At 62.6% G+C, this 18,122-nt stretch carries 15 protein-coding genes and 1 tRNA gene; 8 read left to right on the top strand and 8 right to left on the bottom strand.

All coding sequences use genetic code 11. From position 1 onward, the window contains the following. From EOA85_RS08070 to EOA85_RS08055, 4 genes are all read right to left on the bottom strand, one after another. A partial coding sequence (locus EOA85_RS08070; RefSeq protein WP_164759542.1) for an enoyl-CoA hydratase/isomerase family protein occupies positions 1-672 on the bottom strand: 672 nt, incomplete at its 3' end. After that, positions 665-2,266 (bottom strand): acyl CoA:acetate/3-ketoacid CoA transferase, encoded by a 1,602-nt coding sequence (locus EOA85_RS08065; RefSeq protein ID WP_127209006.1) that lies wholly within the window; start codon positions 2,264-2,266, stop codon positions 665-667. The genes EOA85_RS08065 and EOA85_RS08070, both read right to left, overlap by 8 nt. Beyond that, positions 2,263-3,279 (bottom strand): Gfo/Idh/MocA family oxidoreductase, encoded by a 1,017-nt coding sequence (locus EOA85_RS08060; RefSeq protein ID WP_127209005.1) that lies wholly within the window; start codon positions 3,277-3,279, stop codon positions 2,263-2,265. The genes EOA85_RS08065 and EOA85_RS08060 overlap by 4 nt, the downstream gene beginning before the upstream one ends. Beyond that, on the bottom strand, positions 3,276-4,319 hold the full coding sequence (locus EOA85_RS08055; RefSeq protein ID WP_127209004.1) for a LacI family DNA-binding transcriptional regulator: 1,044 nt from the start codon (positions 4,317-4,319) through the stop codon (positions 3,276-3,278). The genes EOA85_RS08060 and EOA85_RS08055 overlap by 4 nt, the downstream gene beginning before the upstream one ends. Before the next feature lie 238 nt (positions 4,320-4,557). On the opposite strand from EOA85_RS08055, the gene EOA85_RS08050 reads away from it, so the two are divergent. Both EOA85_RS08050 and EOA85_RS08045 read left to right on the top strand, forming a co-directional pair. Further along, entirely contained in the window at positions 4,558-5,712 is a 1,155-nt protein-coding gene (locus EOA85_RS08050; protein ID WP_127209003.1) for a dihydrodipicolinate synthase family protein, read from the top strand. A 141-nt stretch (positions 5,713-5,853) separates the two neighbouring features. Then, complete coding sequence (locus EOA85_RS08045) at positions 5,854-6,816, top strand: GDP-L-fucose synthase (protein WP_127209002.1); 963 nt, start codon at positions 5,854-5,856, stop codon at positions 6,814-6,816. A gap of 215 nt (positions 6,817-7,031) precedes the next feature. Here the strand turns inward: EOA85_RS08045 and EOA85_RS08040 are convergent. Further along, positions 7,032-7,106 (bottom strand) — tRNA-Val (locus tag EOA85_RS08040). 118 nt (positions 7,107-7,224) lie between these two features. After that, positions 7,225-7,587 (bottom strand): response regulator, encoded by a 363-nt coding sequence (locus EOA85_RS08035; RefSeq protein ID WP_006199474.1) that lies wholly within the window; start codon positions 7,585-7,587, stop codon positions 7,225-7,227. Positions 7,588-7,733: 146 nt separating this feature from the next. Here EOA85_RS08035 and EOA85_RS08030 point away from each other — a divergent pair, with 146 nt between their 5' ends. The 4 genes from EOA85_RS08030 to EOA85_RS08020 all read left to right on the top strand — a co-directional run bounded on the left by EOA85_RS08030 (position 7,734) and on the right by EOA85_RS08020 (position 10,496). Further along, positions 7,734-8,690, top strand: coding sequence for an N-formylglutamate amidohydrolase (locus EOA85_RS08030; RefSeq protein ID WP_127209007.1), 957 nt, complete (start codon positions 7,734-7,736; stop codon positions 8,688-8,690). After that, complete coding sequence (locus tag EOA85_RS37345; RefSeq protein ID WP_164759541.1) at positions 8,687-8,851, top strand: hypothetical protein; 165 nt, start codon at positions 8,687-8,689, stop codon at positions 8,849-8,851. The genes EOA85_RS08030 and EOA85_RS37345 overlap by 4 nt, the downstream gene beginning before the upstream one ends. A 248-nt stretch (positions 8,852-9,099) precedes the next feature. After that, complete coding sequence (gene hisN / locus EOA85_RS08025; RefSeq protein WP_127209001.1) at positions 9,100-9,873, top strand: histidinol-phosphatase; 774 nt, start codon at positions 9,100-9,102, stop codon at positions 9,871-9,873. Positions 9,874-9,968: 95 nt separating this feature from the next. After that, positions 9,969-10,496: a DUF1579 domain-containing protein gene (locus EOA85_RS08020; protein WP_127209000.1), complete on the top strand. Its 528-nt coding sequence runs from the start codon at positions 9,969-9,971 to the stop codon at positions 10,494-10,496. Between the two features lie 97 nt (positions 10,497-10,593). Here the strand turns inward: EOA85_RS08020 and EOA85_RS08015 are convergent, their stop codons facing one another. Then, the gene (locus EOA85_RS08015) at positions 10,594-11,568 is read right to left on the bottom strand and encodes an alpha/beta hydrolase (protein ID WP_127208999.1); all 975 of its coding nucleotides are present in this window, start codon (positions 11,566-11,568) and stop codon (positions 10,594-10,596) included. A gap of 541 nt (positions 11,569-12,109) precedes the next feature. Between EOA85_RS08015 and EOA85_RS08010 the strand changes: the two genes are divergently transcribed. Then, a complete protein-coding gene (locus EOA85_RS08010) occupies positions 12,110-12,577 on the top strand; it encodes an Hsp20 family protein (RefSeq protein ID WP_127208998.1) in 468 nt (155 codons plus the stop codon). Between the two features lie 72 nt (positions 12,578-12,649). Here EOA85_RS08010 and EOA85_RS08005 read toward each other — a convergent pair whose 3' ends face one another. Beyond that, a complete protein-coding gene (locus tag EOA85_RS08005; RefSeq protein ID WP_127208997.1) occupies positions 12,650-13,702 on the bottom strand; it encodes a low specificity L-threonine aldolase in 1,053 nt (350 codons plus the stop codon). Between the two features lie 466 nt (positions 13,703-14,168). Between EOA85_RS08005 and gltB the strand changes: the two genes are divergently transcribed. Continuing rightward, a partial coding sequence (gltB, locus tag EOA85_RS08000; RefSeq protein WP_127208996.1) for a glutamate synthase large subunit occupies positions 14,169-18,122 on the top strand: 3,954 nt, incomplete at its 3' end.

Raw genomic sequence — 18,122 nt, 5'->3', positions numbered from 1 at the left:
GGCAGCACTTTCCTCGCCCTCGGCGACCGCGATCATCAGCTTGGCGGCCTCGGTTGCGAGCGGGCCGCGCTCGGCAATCTTGCCGGCCCAGCCCTTGGCCTCGGTGAATGCCTTGCCTGTGTCGACCACCCGGTCGACGATGCCCAGTGTGAGTGCTTCGGCGGCCATGAAAACTTCGCCTCCGATTGCCATGCGCCGCACGGTCTGCGCACCGAAACGGCGTACCGCGCGCTGCGTGCCGGACCAGCCGGGCACTACGCCGATTGAGGTTTCCGGAAAACCTAATTTCACCTGCGTCTCGGCGACGCGGAAGTCGCAGGCGACCGCCAATTCCAGCCCGCCGCCCAGCGCATGGCCGGACAGAACGGCGATGGTCGGCTGCCGCAGCCGCGCCAGCCGGTCGAAGACGCGGTGGCCGTAGCGCACCCATTGCACCTGGAAATCGGCGGCACTCATTTGCGACCACGCTTCGACATCGCCACCCGAACAAAAGCCCTTGCCTTCGCCGCACAGCAGCACGACGCGGACACCGTCCGCGGCCTCGGCCGCGTCGAGCGCGGCCTCCAGCGCGCGCAGCATCGGGATGTCGAGCGCATTGAATTTCTCCGGCCGGCGCAGTGTGACGATGCCGAGGTCGCCGTCGGTTTCAAAGGTGACGAGACACTCAGCCATGCGCGCCTCCAAGGGAGGCGCCGCCATTGAGCGACAGTCCGATCGGCCGGTCACGATAGAGCGCGTCCGGTGTCACTATCAGGTCGTTGGCGACACCGAGCGGGATCTCGGCCTGCGCCAGCACGTCGCGCTGAAGGTCGATGCCGGGTGCCAGCTCAGTCACCATCAGCCCATCCGGCGTCAGCTTCATGACGCAGCGTTCGGTGACATAGGTGATGTCCTGCCCTTGCGCGACGGCGCGCTTGCCCGAGAAGGAGATATGCTCAACCTCGCCGACCACCTTCTTGACCTTGCCTTCCCCGTCGATGCGGATGCCGCCATCGGCCAGCGACAGCTTGGCCCCAGCAGTGAAGAAACCGGAAAACACGATCTTCTTCGCCCGCGCGGTGATATCGACGAAGCCGCCGGCGCCGGCGGTGACGTGCGGCCTCGCTGAAAGCTTCGACACGTTGACCGAGCCGTGGCGGTCGATCTGCATGAAGGACAACAGCGACGCGTCGAAACCGCCGGCCTGGAAGTAGATGAACTGGTGTGGCGAAGGCATGAAGGCGTCGGCGTTCGACGAGCAGCCGAACTTGAAGTCGAGCAGCGGCACGCCACCGACCGCGCCCTGTTCGATCACCCAGGTGACCTTGCCGTGCTGGCCTTCCTCGAGAAGGATGCGCGGCACATTGGCCGAGATGCCGAAGCCGATGTTGACCGCCATGCCGTCGGCAAGCTCCATGGCGACGCGACGGGCAATGACCTTCTGGACATTCATTTCGGCGTTGCGGAAGCTTGACAGCGGTCGGAAGATCTCGCCCGAGATGGCCGGGTCGTAGGGTGTCAGTGTCGTCTGCAACTGATCGGCCGCGATCACGATGTGGTCGACCAGCACACCGGGCACGCGCACGTCATGCGGTTTCAGCGTGCCGTTCTCGACGACGCGCTTGACCTGCGCGATGACAATGCCGCCGTTGTTACGGGCAGCGAGCGCCTGTTCCAGCCCGCCGAGATAGGCGCCCTCATGCTCATAGGTGAGGTTGCCGCGCTCATCGGCCGTCGTCGCCCGGATGATCGACACATCAGGTACGATCGAGCGGAAATAGAGCCATTCCTCGCCGTCGAACTGCTGCACCGAAACGATCGGCTCGCTCGCGGCCGCATTCATGGCGCAGCCCTGGTGACGCGGGTCGGCGAACGTGTCGAGGCCGACCTTGGTCAGCACGCCGGGGCGCTTGGCGGCAGCCTCGCGATGCATGTCGAACAATATGCCGGATGGCACGTTGTAGGCGGCGACCGAATTGCCGCCGATCATCTTCCAGATCTGCGGCGGCTCCGAAGATGACGGGCCGGAGGGATAGGAGCCGCACAGCGTCCGCCTCAACAGGCCGGGCTTGGCCAGATGGTCGATTCCCTTGATGCCGTACATGTCGCCGGCGGCAATCGGGTGCAGCGTCGTGATGTTCTTCGGATGGCCTTCTGTCTCGAAACGCTCGCCGATGGCGGCAAGGACCGCATCCGGGCAGCCGAGACCGCTCGACGACGACACCGAAACGACCATGCCGTCCCTGATCAGGCTGGCGGCTTGCGCTGCGGACACGAGCTTGCTCACCCTGCGCCCCCGAGTTTCGGATCGATCGCGGCTGATTTGCCGGACTTGGCGGATTGCAACGCCGCTTCGGCTGATGTCAGCGACCAGACGCCGTCCTCGCCGGTGGCCGACGGCTGGCCTTCGCCACGCATCGCCGCATGGAACTGGCGCAGGGAACGGACATAGAGATCTTCGCGGTCGAAGCTCAATTCCTCCTCGCCCTTTGCCGTGCGCAGCAGCACAGAGCCGATCGGCTTCTGCGTCATCACATCCTTCGCGATCAGGGAGCCTTCGCTGCCATGCACCTCGAAGCCGGTGCCGGCGAATTTGGTAGTGAAACCCTCATGCGATTGGGCGATGACGCCCGATTTGAAGCGCCAGATGCACATGGCGCCGTCCTCCAGGCCGCCGGCGGCCATGCCTGCGGCCTGGGTGAACGCCGAAACCTCGAGCGGATCGTCGCCGAGCACGAAGCGCAGCGTATCGGCGTCGTGCACCGTAATGTCGAGCACCACGCCGCCGCCGGCTTCCGGCCTGGTGATACGCCAGCCCTGCAGATTCTCCGGCAGATAGACGGAGTGGAAGACGCGCGCGGCAATCGGTCTGCCGATGCGGCCGGCGGCGATGGCTTCGCGCATCGCCCGGTGCGAGCCGGCATTACGCAGATGGTGGTTGGTGCCGAGCACGATGCCGGCCGCTTTGGCGGCGGCGACCATTGCGCGCGCATCGGCGCTGGTCAGCGCCAACGGCTTTTCGCACAGCACATGTTTTCCCGCCCTGATGGCGGCTAGTGCCTGTTCGAGATGCAGTTCGTTGGTGGTCGAGATGTAGACGGCGTCGATGTCGGAGCCGAGTAATTCATCGAGCGTCGAGACGGCAAGCGGAATGCCGTTCTCCTTGGCATAGGAAGTGGCGCGCTCCGGGCTGGAACTCATCACCGCCGCGATCTCGCTGTTCGGTTGCGCGCGGATGGCGCTGATCATGAATTGCCTGGCGATCGTGCTTGCGCCGATCAGTCCCCATTTGACGGTCATGCCGCGTCTCCCATTCCAGCACGGCGATCAGGACCGCAACTGTCCCTGATGACAAGGTTGACGGCGCCGATATGATCCTCGGCGCGCGTGGTGCGCGACTGGATCATCTTCAGCATGACGTGGGCAGCGCGCTCGCCCAGGCCTGCCGAATCCACCGCGACGCTGGTCAGCGCCGGCATGTAATGCTGGGCTTCGATCACGTCGTCGAAGCCTACGACGGCGAAATCCGCGCCGGGCTCGAGGCCGCGCTTGCGCAGCGCCAGCATGACGCCGAAGGCGACCGCATCGTTGAAGCACAGCGCCGCGGTCGGCGGCTCGGCCATCGCGAGAGCTGTTTCCAGGCAGGCCATGCCGCCCTTGCGGCTGGTTTCGCCTTCAATGACAAGTGTATCGCGTTTGGCGATGCCGAGCGCCTCACAGGCTTCGCGAAAACCGCCCACCCGCTCGTGATAGACCACCAGGTCCGATGAGCCGCCGAAGAACGCCAGCCGGCGATGCCCTTTGCCGATCAGATGGGCGGTGGCGAGCCAGGCGCCGCGATGATTGTCGGGCGCGATCACCGGGATGCGGCTTTCGGGAAGGCGGCGCATGGTGAAGACGATCGGAAGGCCCGCCATCTCGATGCGGCGGAACGCACCGGGAGTCGTGCCTCGCGCCGGCGACACGATCAGCCCGGCGACACCTTGCTCCATCAGCGATTTCAGCACTTCTTCCTGGCGCACCGGGTTCTCCGCCGTGTTGGCGATGAACGGCACGATGCCCGCCGACTGGAAGACACGCTCCATGCCGACCGCCATTTCGGCGAAAAACGGGTTGGTGAGATCGTTGATGACCATGCCGATGACGTTGGAATGGGCCTTGCGCAGATTGGCGGCACCGCGGTTGTAGACATAGCCGACATCCTCGATCGCCTTACGGACCTTCAGCGCGGTTTCAGGCCGGATCAGATCGCTGCCCTGCAGCACGAGCGACACCGTCGACTTGGACACGCCCGCCTCGCGGGCAATGTCGAGTATCGTCGCCTTGGGCCTGCTGGCCATCCAGATCCGTCCTCCGGGTATTTTCTGGTCAGATTATTGGAACGTTCTAATTCCGGGCTGGATTTGAGTCAATCAGGATTTTCCCGAATTCAGAAAAACGAGTTCTCAGCAACTAAAGGCCACACTTTATGGGCCCTCTCTCGCTGCAGTGCGGCATTTTGGCGACGTGGATTGAGAAATCGTAAGAGGTTGATTTATTGGAACGTTCCATTTATAGGTGCGATCAAGGGAGAGATCGATGGACATTGCCTTGCCCGGGGACGGCGGTCGCGGCACTCGCTACCGCCTTGTCGGCCAGCCGGCACAGCCGGTGATCGGCGCGCGGTTTTCGCGCATCGCCTATGCCGCCGCCCATGTCGTTGCCGACCCCCTCGCGATGAACGATCCGTGGTCTCATCCAGCGGTCGACTGGGAGCGCACGATGGCGTTCCGCCATCATCTGTGGCGGCTCGGCTTTCGTATCGCCGAGGCGATGGATACCGCACAGCGGGGCATGGGTTTCGACTGGACAAGCGCCAGGGAATTGATCCGCCGCTCGACCGCCGAGGCGCGAACCATAGACGGCGCCGATCTCGCGTCGGGTGCCGGAACAGACCATCTGGCGCCAGGCACCGCCAGGACGCTCGACGATGTCATCGCGGCCTATGAAGAGCAGTTCGGTTTCATCGAAGGCCTGGGCGGCAAGGCGATCATGATGGCCAGCCGCGCGCTGGCGGCTGTCGCCAAGGGTCCCGACGATTATATCAGCGTCTATGACCGCATCCTGTCTCAATCGTCAGGCAAGGTCATCCTGCACTGGCTGGGCGACATGTTCGATCCGGCGCTGAAGGGTTATTGGGGCAGCCCTGATTTCGACACCGCGCTCGACACGGTGATCGCCGTCATCGAAAGCCACGCCGGCAGGGTCGAGGGGATCAAGATATCGCTGCTCGATGCCGGCAAAGAGGTTGCCCTGCGCAACCGGCTGCCTGAAGGGGTCGTCATGTTCACCGGCGACGATTTCAACTACCCCGAGCTGATCGCCGGCGATGGCGAAAGACATTCGCACGCGCTGCTCGGGATTTTCGACGCCATCGCGCCGGTCGCCAATGCCGCGCTGGCGAGGCTGGCCGACGGCGACCGCGCCGGCTATGACGCGCTGATGGCGCCGACAGTCCCTCTGTCGAGGAAAATCTTCGAGGCGCCGACCGAGTACTACAAGGCCGGTATCGTCTTTATGGCGTGGCTGAACGGCCACCAGGACCATTTTTCGATGGTCGGCGGCATGCAATCGGCGCGCGGTATTTGCCACTACGCCGATGTGTTCCGCCTTGCCGACCAGGCCGGATTGCTGGCCGACCCGGAGCTTGCCGTCGCAAGAATGAAGAGCCTGTGCGCCGTGGCGGGTGTCTGACCGCCACCACAAGAAGAGTTCGTCCAAGTCTCCGATTTGCCTTGTCCGGGCAAATCTGTATGCGGTATGCGTCCAGGGCAGGACCATCCGGCGCGCCGACGCCCGTTGGTCACAGCAGCCGTTCTGCATAGGGATACGCCAATGGATTTCCACCTTCACGGCAAGCGCATTTTTGTGGCCGGGCATCGCGGCATGGTCGGCTCGGCCATCCTGCGCAGGCTGGCGGACGAGGACTGCGAGGTCCTGACCGCATCCCGCGATGAACTCGATCTCATGGATCAGGCCGGCGTTCGGCGCTGGATGGCTGGCCACAGGCCCGATGCGGTGGTGATGGCAGCGGCCAAGGTCGGCGGTATCCTGGCAAACAACAGGTTGCCGGTCGATTTTCTGCAGGACAATCTCATCATGCAGACCAATGTCATCGAGAGCGCCTTTCGCAACGAGGTGCAGAAATTACTGTTCCTCGGTTCGTCCTGCATCTATCCGAAATTTGCGGCGCAGCCGATCTCCGAGGACGCCTTGCTGACCGGTCCGCTGGAACCCACCAACGAATGGTATGCGATCGCCAAGATCGCCGGGCTGAAGCTGTGCCAGGCCTATCGGCGCCAATACGGTGTCGAGTACATCTCGGCGATGCCAACCAACCTCTATGGCCCCGGCGACAATTTCGACCTCTCCACCAGCCATGTCGTACCAGCCCTTATGCGCAAGGCGCACAAGGCCAAGCGCGCCGGCGACAAAACCCTGGAGGTCTGGGGATCTGGCTCGCCGATGCGCGAGTTCCTGCATGTCGACGACGCCGCCGACGCTCTGGTCTGGCTGCTGAAAAACTATTCCGGCGACAGCCACGTCAATGTCGGCTCGGGCGAAGACATCACCATCGCCGAGCTGGCCCGCACCATGCTGTCCGTCGTCGGCGCCGAGGCGGTGCTCACATTCGATGCGACGAAGCCGGACGGCACACCGCGCAAGCTGATGGACGTGTCGCGCCTGTTTGCCACGGGCTGGCGTCCGCGATACTCGCTTCAGAGCGGATTGGAGCAGACCTATGCCTGGTTTCTCCGGCATATTGAGACGGGCGATCTCCGCCTCGGCGCGGCCTGATCTCAATCGACGCTGGTTGCTGCTACCAGACATGACGGTTTGGGCGGTCTGTTGGCCATGGCCATTGCAAAATCGCTCGCCGAAGCATTGGCTGGGCTAAAAAATCAAGGCGTCCGATTTTGGCATTCTCGAAAATGCGGCACACGCCGCCCAGCCTAGAAATGCCCGCAAGACGAGGAAATCTACGGGGCACGAGAGACGGTGGATTGTCTGGATGGTGGGCGTGACAGGGATTGAACCTGTGACCCCTGCAATGTCAATGCAGTGCTCTCCCGCTGAGCTACACGCCCATCCGAAGCCGCGCATACACCATTTTTGCCACGGCGCGTCAATAGGAGGAAAAGGGAAAGAACGGCTCGCCTTGCCGCGCCGTTGGAGACGCGCCGAAAGCCGCCAGCGGAAAGTGCGTCAGGCCGCCTGCAGCATCTTTTCGACCTCGTTGACGAGGTCGCGCAGATGGAACGGCTTCGACAGCACCTTGGCGTCTTTCGGCGCCTTGGAATCCGGATTCAGCGCAACGGCTGCGAAGCCGGTGATAAACATGACCTTGAGGTCGGGATCGATCTCGGTGGCGCGGCGGGCGAGTTCTATGCCGTCCATCTCCGGCATGACGATATCGGTCAAGAGCAGCGAGAAGGGCTCTTCGCGCAGCCGCTCATAGGCGCTGGCGCCATTGTCGAAATCGCTGACTTGGTAGCCGGCACGCTCCAGCGCCTTGACGAGGAACCGGCGCATGTCATCGTCGTCTTCCGCCAGTAGAATGCGTGCCATCTTATCCTGTCCGAATCACCCGCCCGAGACTGCCGTGGGCAGCCCGTTAACCATCCTGTATATGAGGAGGTGAGGGTAAACATCAAGTGAACGATAAAGGCCCGATCGGCCTTCAACAAAGCGGTCCGGACGCCGAAACGCTGGACATGCGGCCGGCGAGGTGGCACTTTTCCAATCATGATGCATTGGTGTTTCCGGATTCGTTCAAATTGAAAACGGCAGCCGAGGATTTTTCGGTCGTTCCCCCCTTCGAAATCCGGTCGGGCGCCGAACAGCGCGTCCCCTTCCTCTTCAACTCACCGCATAGCGGCCGTCACTATCCGGACCGGTTCCTGGCGATGGCAAGGCTGGATCGAAACGCCATCCGCCGCTCCGAAGATTGCTACGTCGACGAATTGTTCGGCGGCGCCGTCGCGCTCGGCGCGCCGATGCTGGCGGCAAACTTCCCGCGCGCCTATCTCGATGTCAACCGGGAACCCTGGGAACTCGATCCGCGCATGTTCGCCGAACCCGTGCCGTCGTTCTGCAACATCCGCTCGGCGCGCGTAGCCGGCGGGCTTGGCACGGTGCCCAAGCTGGTGGGGGAGGGGCTCGAAATCTATGCCGGCCGCCTGCCGCTGGCGGAAGCCGTCGCGCGCATCGAGGCTGTCTACAAGCCTTATCACGAGACGCTAAAACGGCTTTTGACCAGGACCCATGCGCGGTTCGGCTTTGCCGTGCTGATCGATTGCCACTCGATGCCGGCGAGCATCAGGGTCGGCGACAGCGGTGTCAGACCCGACTTCATCGTCGGCGATCGTTTCGGCATCTCCGCCTCGGCAGCGTTGACCGAGACGGCGATCGGCCTGCTGATCGGCATGGGCTACACCGTCGCCCACAACAAACCCTATGCCGGAGGCTTCATCACCGAGCATTATGGCCGCCCCGTGCGCCATCTCCATGCACTGCAGATCGAGGTCAATCGCGGGCTTTACATGAACGAGCGGACGTTCCAGAAATCCGCCGGCTTCGATGCGCTCGCCGACGATCTGGCGCAATTCTCGGCCGACCTGATGGCGATGCCCGACCACAATTTTATCGATCTGCCGCTTGCCGCCGAATGATGCCAAAAATCGGAATCGATTTTTACATGGGAATTCTGGGCCAAATAACAGGTCTTGCGCCAGATAAAGGCATCCGTGTGCGGGTCGGAAAGGCGCGCGATGCGCTGGATGCCGCGCCGAAAAAAAGACCGCATCGTTTGCACGACACGGTCGAAGTCTAGGGAGGAAACGCCCAAGGAGGGCATGGACAGGAAAGCCTGTCCGAGAACGAATCTATTGTGCGATGCACAAATGTCAAGCCGTCGACCGGCGTTTTTAATTCACTATGATGTGGAAATTGGATATCGAGGGCGCTAGCGTTGCATTCGAGCAACAGTTGTCGATGCGCAAAAGTTCCGCACGCCCTTGTTTTGGCGCAAGACCGCAGGCAAACGACGGTTCCAGCAGGCTGCATCGCGGGGAGACTCAGTTGGATATCAGCATCGATTTCATGCGGCGCATTGCGCATGCCGCCGCGGCCGAAACCTTGCCGCGCTTCCGCAGCCAAGGCGCGGTCGCCAACAAGGAGCAAGGCAGCTTCGACCCGGTCACCGAGGCCGACCGCGAGGCCGAGCGGGTCATCCGGGCGCTTATATCAGCGGAATATCCCGATCACGGCATCCTCGGCGAGGAGCATGGCAGCGAGAACATATCCAGCAGGCATGTGTGGGTGATCGATCCGATCGACGGCACGCGCGCTTTCATTTCCGGCCTGCCGGTGTGGGGAACATTGGTCGGGCTGACGGTCGATGGCGATGCCGTCGCCGGCATGATGTCGCAGCCCTTCACCGGCGAGCTTTTCTACGCCAACGCGTCCGGTGCCCATTATGAAGGCCCGGGCGGGCCGCGACGGCTGACGACGCGCAAGACAACAAGCCTTGCCGAGGCGACGCTGTTCACCACCACGCCGGCACTGTTCAAGGGAGACGCGCGTCTGCGCTACGACCTGTTCGAGCGGCAGGTCCAACTCGCCCGCTACGGCACCGACTGCTATGCCTTCGCCATGGTCGCGGCAGGAAGCGTCGACATCGTCGCCGACCCCGGTTTGAAACCCTACGATATCGTCGCGCTGATCCCGATCATCGAGAACGCCGGTGGCGTCGTCACCACCTTCGAAGGCGGACCGGCGGAAAGGGGTGGCGACATCCTGGCTGCGGCAACGCCGGAGCTTCATGCCGCCGCGATGGCGGCGCTGCGTGGCTGAGCGTGGAAAGCGTTCGGGCGGTGATTCCCCGACCCTCCTGACAGGAGGATGTCAGCAGCTCTCTGCTATGGAAGTGATGTCCCGGAGGGATTCACATGCCGACGCAGCCAACAACCAACCATTCCGAAGATGGGTCGGCAGAAAACGCTCCGGCAGACGGGCGGCCCGATTTCGATTTCTTCTTTGGCCGCTGGAACGTCAGCCATCGCAGGTTGCAGAAGCGCCTGCAAGACGACACGAACTGGGACGTGTTTGGCGGGACATGCGAAGTGCGCCCGATCCTTGGCGGCCTCGGCAATGTCGATGACACTGTGATTGAATTGCCCGTCGAGGCCTATCGCGCCGCCACGTTGCGGACGTTCGATCCGGCGACGAGCCAATGGTCGATCTGGTGGATCGACGGCCGCAACCGGGCGACCATCGATATTCCGATGCGCGGCACCTTCGAAGCAGGCGTCGGCACGTTCCTGTGCAAAGACGTCTTCGACGGACGCAATATTTACGTTCGCTTCCTGTGGTCGCGGATCACTGAAAAATCGGCGCGCTGGGAGCAGGCTTTTTCACCGGATGTCGGCAAGACCTGGGAGACCAATTGGATCATGGATTTCGCCCGGCAAGTGTAGGCGGCCGATCGACTTGGAAGGCATTTTTTCAAGCTGAGGCATGGATTTCAATGAGTTGAAGCGCTCTTTGCGCGTCCGGAGGGAGTGCGGTACTCAATCAGCTCGTGTCGTCGCTTCCCGGGATGAAGGCATTGAAGGCGGCAAAGAACTGCTCGCGATAGAAGTCGGCTTCCTGCAATATTTCATGGCGTGCACCATCGATCACCAGCAGCGAACCGAGGCGCAGACGCCTGGTGTAGGTTTCCACCGCCTTGGTCGAGACGACCTGGTCGGCGCCGGCGGCGATCACCAGCAAGGGTACCTGGATCCTGGCCATGAAGTCGGGGTCGCTGATGGCCTCGGACGCCTCCGCCGCCGCTTTCAGCCAGCGTATCGTCGGGCCGCCGAGTGCCAGTTGCGGGTAGGTTTCGTAGATCAGCGTGTTGCGCCGATACCGCTCCGGATCCGATGTCACCATGTTGGCAGCAAACGGAATGGTTCTTCTGGGCCGCGGACCCCAGGCGGCATAAAGCTTGCCAAGGCCCAGAAGACAGAACAGCGAGCAGAGGCGGCGAACGGTGGTTGTCGAGACCGGCAGGTCGGGCACGGCCAGGAATGGCGCGATCAGCACCATGCGCCGTACGCGGTTCACCATCGACGGCGCAGCAAGCAGCGTAATCACCGCCCCAGCCGAATGGGCCAATATGTAATATGGGCCCCGGCAGTCGGGCAGCACGATCTCCTCGAAGAACTGTTCCAGGTCGCCGGTGTAGTCGACGAAGCTCCGGACATAGCCGCGCTCACGGTCGCTGATCAGCCGATCGGAACCGCCCTGGCCGCGCCAGTCGAGGGTGGCAACGCTAAAGCCGCGATCGGCGAGGTTGCGGATGGTCTCGAAATACTTTTCGATGCACTCGTTGCGGCCGGTCAGCACGACCACGGTGCCCTTCATCGGGCGGGCAACGGCGGGAAAGAGGCCATAACGGATCTTCTTGCCGTCGCGCGTGGTGAAGAAACCACCGGCCGCATTTTCCGGTAGCGGATTGCCCGGAACTTCGCGGAAGAGGGGAATTTCGTTAAGAAGGTCCGTCATTCGGCGCTGCGTTTGTGTGTCGCTGCCTGCATGGCGCAAGCTTTGGTAGGCATAGACGTCCATGCAGCAAAAGCAAAGGAATTCCGGACGCGTTGGAGAGGCTGAACGAGGCAGCCAGCAAGTGAGGCCGAAAGCAGCTTGCGGCATGCTTCCGGCCCCCGTCGATCCGGGAGGAAGGGACGTTACACCCGGTCGGCCTCGTTGCGGTATCTCGCGCATAACCCCGAAAATCGCACCCGATTTTCGCTGTGAACCATGCGCAATCAAAGTGTTACAGCGTCGTTTGCGTGTCCGAGAGGACGCGCGACGCCGTAACCGCCGCCTGTTCCTTGATCCTGGAACCAGTCTAGCGCGACTTAGCTGAACGCCCGCCGAAGCCGCGGTTCATCTGCCGTTCATCGAGAAATCTTGAAATGCTTTCACGTGTTCCCCAAATGTCTGTTGCGGCCGCCAATGTCGGGGCCGCTGGCCTATCCGGAACGCCGTCACGGGTTTCGCACCGGCCATACGCAAACCTTGTTGCTCAACAGGAGAACACACTATGCGTCACGTTGATTTTTCCCCGCTCTATCGTTCGACCGTCGGTTTCGACCGGCTGTTCACCATGCTCGATTCGCTTGCGCAGCCTGAAAGTGCGCAGACCTATCCGCCCTACAACATCGAGCGCACTGGCGAGGATTCCTATCGCATCTCGATGGCGGTCGCCGGCTTCTCGGACGACGAGCTCTCGATCGAGGCTCACCGCAACGTCCTGACTGTCACGGGTGAGCGCAAGGAAGAGGGCAATGGCGAAGGCTCCGAACTGCTCTATCGCGGTATCGCCGGCAGGGCCTTTGAGCGCCGCTTCCAGCTTGCCGACCACGTTGACGTCGTCGGCGCCTCGCTGAGGAATGGCCTGCTCTTCGTCGACCTCAAGCGCAATATTCCCGAGGAGCTGAAGCCCCGCAAGATCGCAATCACCGCGTCTTCGGCGAAGGCCAAGCAGATCGAGGCTAACACCGCCGCGTAAGCCGCGTCACAAGACGCCTCAGGGACGAAGGGCGGCGCCTGGCGCCGCCCTTTTTTGGTGGATAAGGTGCCGCTATCCAGCAACTAGCTGGCCAAAGCGGTCGACCTCTTCGGCCGTGGTCGCAAAGCTGGTGACGAAACGGTAGAGCGCCTCGTCCTCGCCGATATGGCCGTCGAAGCCATGCGGCTTGTGCCAGTCGTAGAAGGCGGCACCGGCCAATTGCACCCGTTCAGCCTCGGCCTTTTTCATCACCGCGAACACTTCGTTCGCTTGCGGCAGCCAGGCCAGGCGAGCCGACGGGGAATCCTCGATCAGTGCAGCAAGGCGTGCTGCCGTAACGTTGGCGTGCCGGGCCGTGTCAAGCCACAGGTCGTCCTTGAAATAGGCTTCGAACTGCGCGGCGACGAAGCGCGATTTTGAGAACAATTGCGCCGCGCGCTTGCGCAGGAAGGCCAGTTCCCTGGCGCGGTCGAGATCGAATAGCACGATAGCCTCGGCGCACCAGCAGCCGTTCTTGGTACCGCCGAAAGAGAGGATGTCGACGCCGTGCTTCCAGGTCATCTCGGCCGGCGTCGTCTCTAGCGCGACTAGCGCATTGGCGAAGCGGGCGCCATCCATGTGCAGCGGCAGTTTGTGATGCTTGGCCATCGCCGAAATCCGGGCAATTTCGTTCAGTGTGTAGATGGTGCCGACTTCGGTCGACTGGGTGATCGACACCGCCATCGGGCGCCCGGAATGGACGATTTCAGGCGCGAATCTGCCCACCGCCCTGTCCAGGTTGTCCGGATCGATCTTGCCCAGCGCACCGTCGACGGGATAGAGCCGTGAGCCGCCGGTAAAGTATTCCGGCGCGCCGCATTCATCCTCAATGACATGCGACTCTCGATGGCAGAAGGAAATGCCGCCTGATTTGTTATAGGCGGTCAGCGACAGCGAATTGGCGGCGGTGCCGGTCGCCACGAAAAACACAGCGACCTCGCGCTCGAAAATTTCGTTGAAGCTCTGGTAGACAGCCTGGTCGAGGGCGCCGTCGCCATAGGCGGTGGAGAAGCCGCCGGCGTGGGCGGACAGGCCCGCGGCGATGTTGGGATGGGTGCCTGCCCAATTGTCGGAAGCGAAATTCATACGTTTGCCTGTGCTAGAAAAATCGATGCAACCTTGGCCGCTTTCGCATGCCGCTCGCAAGTGCCAAGCACCGGATACGCGGTAACGCCAGCGAGAGCGGAAAACAGGGCATACGGGCGAAGGTTGCGTTTTGGCGTGGCCGCGCGTAATTTTCTGTCGCGGACAGCCCAAGATTGTTGTGAATCGGTCTTGTGCCCGTACGTGATTTCTGTCATAAAAATTTAGGACAGTAGTGCTGTCTTATTTTGTCGCAGAAAACAGGCTGGATTGGCGTATCATTAGGCCTCTCCGGCCGCTGCCGCGAGCGACAGATAGACGGCCGGCTCTGGCCTGTACGATTACCGGATGCGAACCAGGCCGCCTGGTTCGGCAAGGATTTCGCAAGACGTGCCGTAAGGATGAGGGAAGCTCATGCGCTTCCCAACGGAAACCAGCGCCCTAAGGGCTGGGGATGGAGGACAGGACGATGACGGAAGTGACGCCATCTGCGACGAACGGCCCGGCCGCGCAGACGAAAGCGCCAGCCGTCAAAAATCGGTCCCGAACCAAAATTGAGCGAACCGACACCGGCTTCGCCGCGCACGGCCTGTACGATCCGCGCAACGAGCACGATGCCTGCGGCGTCGGCTTCATCGTCAACATGAAGGGCGTGAAGTCGCATCAGATCGTCAAGGACGGCCTTGCGGTGCTCGAAAACCTGACGCATCGCGGCGCCGTCGGCGCTGATCCGCTGATGGGCGACGGCGCCGGCGTGCTGGTGCAGCTTCCCGACCGCTTCTTCCGCGAGGAAATGGCTAGCCAGGGCGTCGAATTGCCCAAGCTCGGCCACTATGCCGTCGGCCATGTGTTCATGCCGCGCGATCCGGAGCTTCAGGCGCATATCGAAGGCATCATCGCCGAGGTGGCGCAGCTCGAGGGCCAGCCGCTGCTCGGCTTTCGCGATGTGCCGGTCGACAATTCATCGCTGTCCAAGGCGCCTGATATCGCGGCTTCCGAACCGGTCCAGCGGCAGGTGTTCCTGGGCCGTGGCGCCGAGATCGAGAGCGACGACGATTACGAGCGGCGGCTCTACATCCTGCGCAAGGTCATTTCCGGTCGTATCCACGAGGAGACCAAGGGCGTCGACAATGGCTTCTACGTCGTGTCGATGTCATCGCGGACCATCGTTTACAAGGGCATGTTCCTGGCTTATCAGGTCGGCGCCTATTACAAGGATCTGACCGATCCGCGTTTCGAGACGGCGCTGATCCTGGTCCACCAGCGTTTCTCGACCAACACCTTCCCGTCGTGGAAGCTAGCCCATCCCTATCGGATGGTCGCCCACAATGGCGAGATCAACACGCTGCGCGGCAACGTCAACTGGATGGCGGCGCGTCAGGCTTCGGTCGATTCCGAACTGTTCGGCAACGACATCTCCAAGCTGTGGCCGATCTCCTATGAGGGGCAGTCGGACACCGCATGTTTCGACAATGCGCTCGAATTCCTGACGCAGGGCGGCTACTCGCTCGCTCACGCGATGATGATGCTGATCCCGGAAGCCTGGGCCGGCAACAAGTTGATGGATCAAGATCGCAAGGCCTTTTACGAATATCACGCGGCCCTGATGGAGCCGTGGGATGGGCCGGCGGCGGTGGCCTTCACCGATGGCCGCCAGATCGGCGCCACGCTCGACCGCAATGGGCTGCGCCCGGCGCGCTACATCGTCACCGACGACGATCGCGTCATCATGGCCTCGGAAGCCGGCGTGCTGCCGGTGCCGGAGGAGAGGATCGTCAAGAAGTGGCGGCTGCAGCCCGGCCGGATGCTGTTGATCGACCTGGAAAAGGGCCGCATCGTTTCCGACGAGGAGATCAAGTCGGAGATCGCGACCAGGCATCCCTACAAGAACTGGCTCGCCAACACCCAACTTATTCTGGAAGACCTGAAGCCGGTCGAGCCACGCGCATTGCGCAGGGACGTCAGCCTGCTCGATCGCCAGCAGGCGTTCGGCTACACCCAGGAAGACACCAAGCTGTTGATGTCGCCGATGGCGACCACCGGCCAGGAAGCGGTCGGCTCGATGGGCACCGACACGCCGATTTCGGCGATGTCGGACAGATCGAAGCTGCTCTACACATATTTCAAGCAGAACTTCGCCCAGGTCACCAACCCGCCGATCGACCCGATCCGCGAGGAACTGGTGATGAGCCTAGTGTCCTTCATCGGGCCGAGGCCGAACATCTTCGACCTCGTCGGCAATTCGCGTCGCAAGCGGCTCGAAGTGCGCCAGCCGATCTTGACCAACGGCGATCTCGAAAAGATCCGCTCCATCGGTCATACCGAGGACCGTTTCGACACCAAGACGATCGACATCACCTATGCTTCGAACGAAGGCGCAGCCGGCATGCAGGGCGCCATCGACCGGCTGTGCGAGCGCGCCGAGGCGGCGGTCGCCGGCGGCTACAACATCATCATCCTGTCCGACCGTCAGCTCGGGCCGGACCGCATCGCCATCCCGGCATTGCTGGCGACGGCGGCGGTCCACCATCATCTGATCCGCAAGGGCTTGCGCACCTCGGTGGGGCTCGTTGTCGAGTCCGGCGAACCACGCGAGGTGCATCATTTCTGCTGCCTTGCCGGCTATGGCGCCGAGGCGATCAATCCCTATCTCGCCTTCGACACGCTGCTCGACATGCATAAGCGCGGCGAGCTGCCGGCCGAGGTCGACGCCTATGAGGTTGTGTCCCGCTACATCAAGTCGATCGGCAAGGGCATTCTCAAGGTGATGTCGAAGATGGGCATCTCCACCTACCAGTCCTATTGCGGCGCGCAGATCTTCGACGCCATCGGGCTGAAGACCGATTTCGTGCAGAAGTATTTCACCGGCACCGCGACGCTGATCGAAGGCGTCGGGCTGGAAGAGATCGCGGCCGAGACGGTCAGCCGCCACGCTGACGGCTTCGGCAACGACCCGGTGCTGCGCAACAGCCTCGAGGTCGGCGGCGAATACATGTTCCGCATGCGCGGTGAAGCACATATCTGGTCGCCCGATGCGGTGGCCACCCTGCAGCACGCTGTGCGCCAGGGGTCGTGGGAGACGTTCAGGGACTATTCCGCTCAAATCGACAGCGAGACGGCGCGAGCGCAGAGCATTCGCGGCCTGTTCAAGATCAGGTTCGCCGAAGAAACCGGGCGCAAGAAGGTCGCGCTCGACGAGGTCATGTCGGCGGCCGATATTGTCAAGCGGTTCTCGACCGGAGCGATGTCCTTCGGCTCGATCTCCAGGGAAGCGCACACCACGCTGGCGCGCGCCATGAACACCATCGGCGGCAAGTCGAACACCGGCGAGGGCGGCGAAGAGGCCGACCGCTACCTGCCGCTGCCGGGCGGCGGCAAGAACCCCGAGCGTTCGGCGATCAAGCAGGTTGCCTCCGGCCGGTTCGGCGTGACGGCGGAATATCTGGTGAATTCCGATGTGATGCAGATCAAAGTCGCGCAAGGCGCGAAGCCCGGCGAGGGCGGTCAGCTGCCCGGTCACAAGGTCGATGCCACCATTGCCAAGGTCAGGCATTCGACGCCCGGCGTCGGCCTGATCTCGCCGCCGCCGCATCACGACATCTACTCGATCGAGGATCTGGCGCAGCTGATCTACGATCTCAAGAACGTCAATCCGGCGGCTGATGTCTCGGTCAAGCTGGTGTCCGAAGTCGGTGTCGGCACGGTTGCGGCCGGCGTCGCTAAGGCGCGCGCCGATCACATCACCATTTCCGGCTACGATGGCGGCACCGGCGCATCGCCGCTGACCTCGCTCAAGCACGCCGGCAGCCCGTGGGAATTGGGCCTTGCCGAGACGCATCAGACGCTGGTGCTCAACGGCCTCAGGTCGCGCGTCGCGCTGCAGGTCGATGGCGGCCTGCGCACCGGCCGCGACGTCGTCATTGGCGCGCTGCTTGGCGCCGACGAATTCGGCTTCTCGACCGCGCCGCTGATCGCGGCCGGCTGCATCATGATGCGCAAGTGCCATCTCAACACCTGCCCGGTCGGCGTCGCGACGCAGGATCCGGTCTTGCGCAAGCGCTTCAAGGGTACGCCGGAACATGTCATCAACTTCTTCTTCTATGTGGCTGAAGAGGTCCGGGCGTTGCTCGCCGAGATGGGTTACACCCATCTCGACCAGATCATCGGCGACACCGATCTCTTGGAAAAGCGGGCGCTGATCCAGCACTGGAAGGCGCGCGGGCTCGATTTCGGCAAGATGTTCTTCAAGCCGGATGCCCCGCATGAGGCGGTGCACTGGACTGAGCGGCAGAAGCATCCGATCGACGACGTGCTCGACCGCAAGCTGATCGAGTTGGCCAAGCCGGCGCTGGAAGCCAGGCAGCCGGTCAGCATCGAGCTGCCGATCCGAAATGTCGACCGTTCGACCGGCGCCATGCTGTCC

Source organism: Mesorhizobium sp. M5C.F.Ca.IN.020.29.1.1, from assembly GCF_003997375.1.
GTDB classification, from domain to species: domain Bacteria; phylum Pseudomonadota; class Alphaproteobacteria; order Rhizobiales; family Rhizobiaceae; genus Mesorhizobium; species Mesorhizobium wenxiniae.
Note: the sequence above shows the minus strand (reverse complement) of the source record. Positions and strands in the feature narration are given on the sequence as shown.

Bases quoted from the DNA above. Each gene is read 5' to 3' on its own strand.
- EOA85_RS08060 (WP_127209005.1), bottom strand. From the start codon at position 3,279: ATGACCGTCAAATGGGGACTGATCGGCGCAAGCACGATCGCCAGGCAA.
- EOA85_RS08055 (WP_127209004.1), bottom strand. From the start codon at position 4,319: ATGGCCAGCAGGCCCAAGGCGACGATACTCGACATTGCCCGCGAGGCG.
- EOA85_RS08050 (WP_127209003.1), top strand. From the start codon at position 4,558: ATGGACATTGCCTTGCCCGGGGACGGCGGTCGCGGCACTCGCTACCGC.
- EOA85_RS08045 (WP_127209002.1), top strand. From the start codon at position 5,854: ATGGATTTCCACCTTCACGGCAAGCGCATTTTTGTGGCCGGGCATCGC.
- EOA85_RS08035 (WP_006199474.1), bottom strand. From the start codon at position 7,587: ATGGCACGCATTCTACTGGCGGAAGACGACGATGACATGCGCCGGTTC.
- EOA85_RS08030 (WP_127209007.1), top strand. From the start codon at position 7,734: ATGCGGCCGGCGAGGTGGCACTTTTCCAATCATGATGCATTGGTGTTT.
- EOA85_RS37345 (WP_164759541.1), top strand. From the start codon at position 8,687: ATGATGCCAAAAATCGGAATCGATTTTTACATGGGAATTCTGGGCCAA.
- EOA85_RS08020 (WP_127209000.1), top strand. From the start codon at position 9,969: ATGCCGACGCAGCCAACAACCAACCATTCCGAAGATGGGTCGGCAGAA.
- EOA85_RS08015 (WP_127208999.1), bottom strand. From the start codon at position 11,568: ATGACGGACCTTCTTAACGAAATTCCCCTCTTCCGCGAAGTTCCGGGC.
- EOA85_RS08010 (WP_127208998.1), top strand. From the start codon at position 12,110: ATGCGTCACGTTGATTTTTCCCCGCTCTATCGTTCGACCGTCGGTTTC.
- EOA85_RS08005 (WP_127208997.1), bottom strand. From the start codon at position 13,702: ATGAATTTCGCTTCCGACAATTGGGCAGGCACCCATCCCAACATCGCC.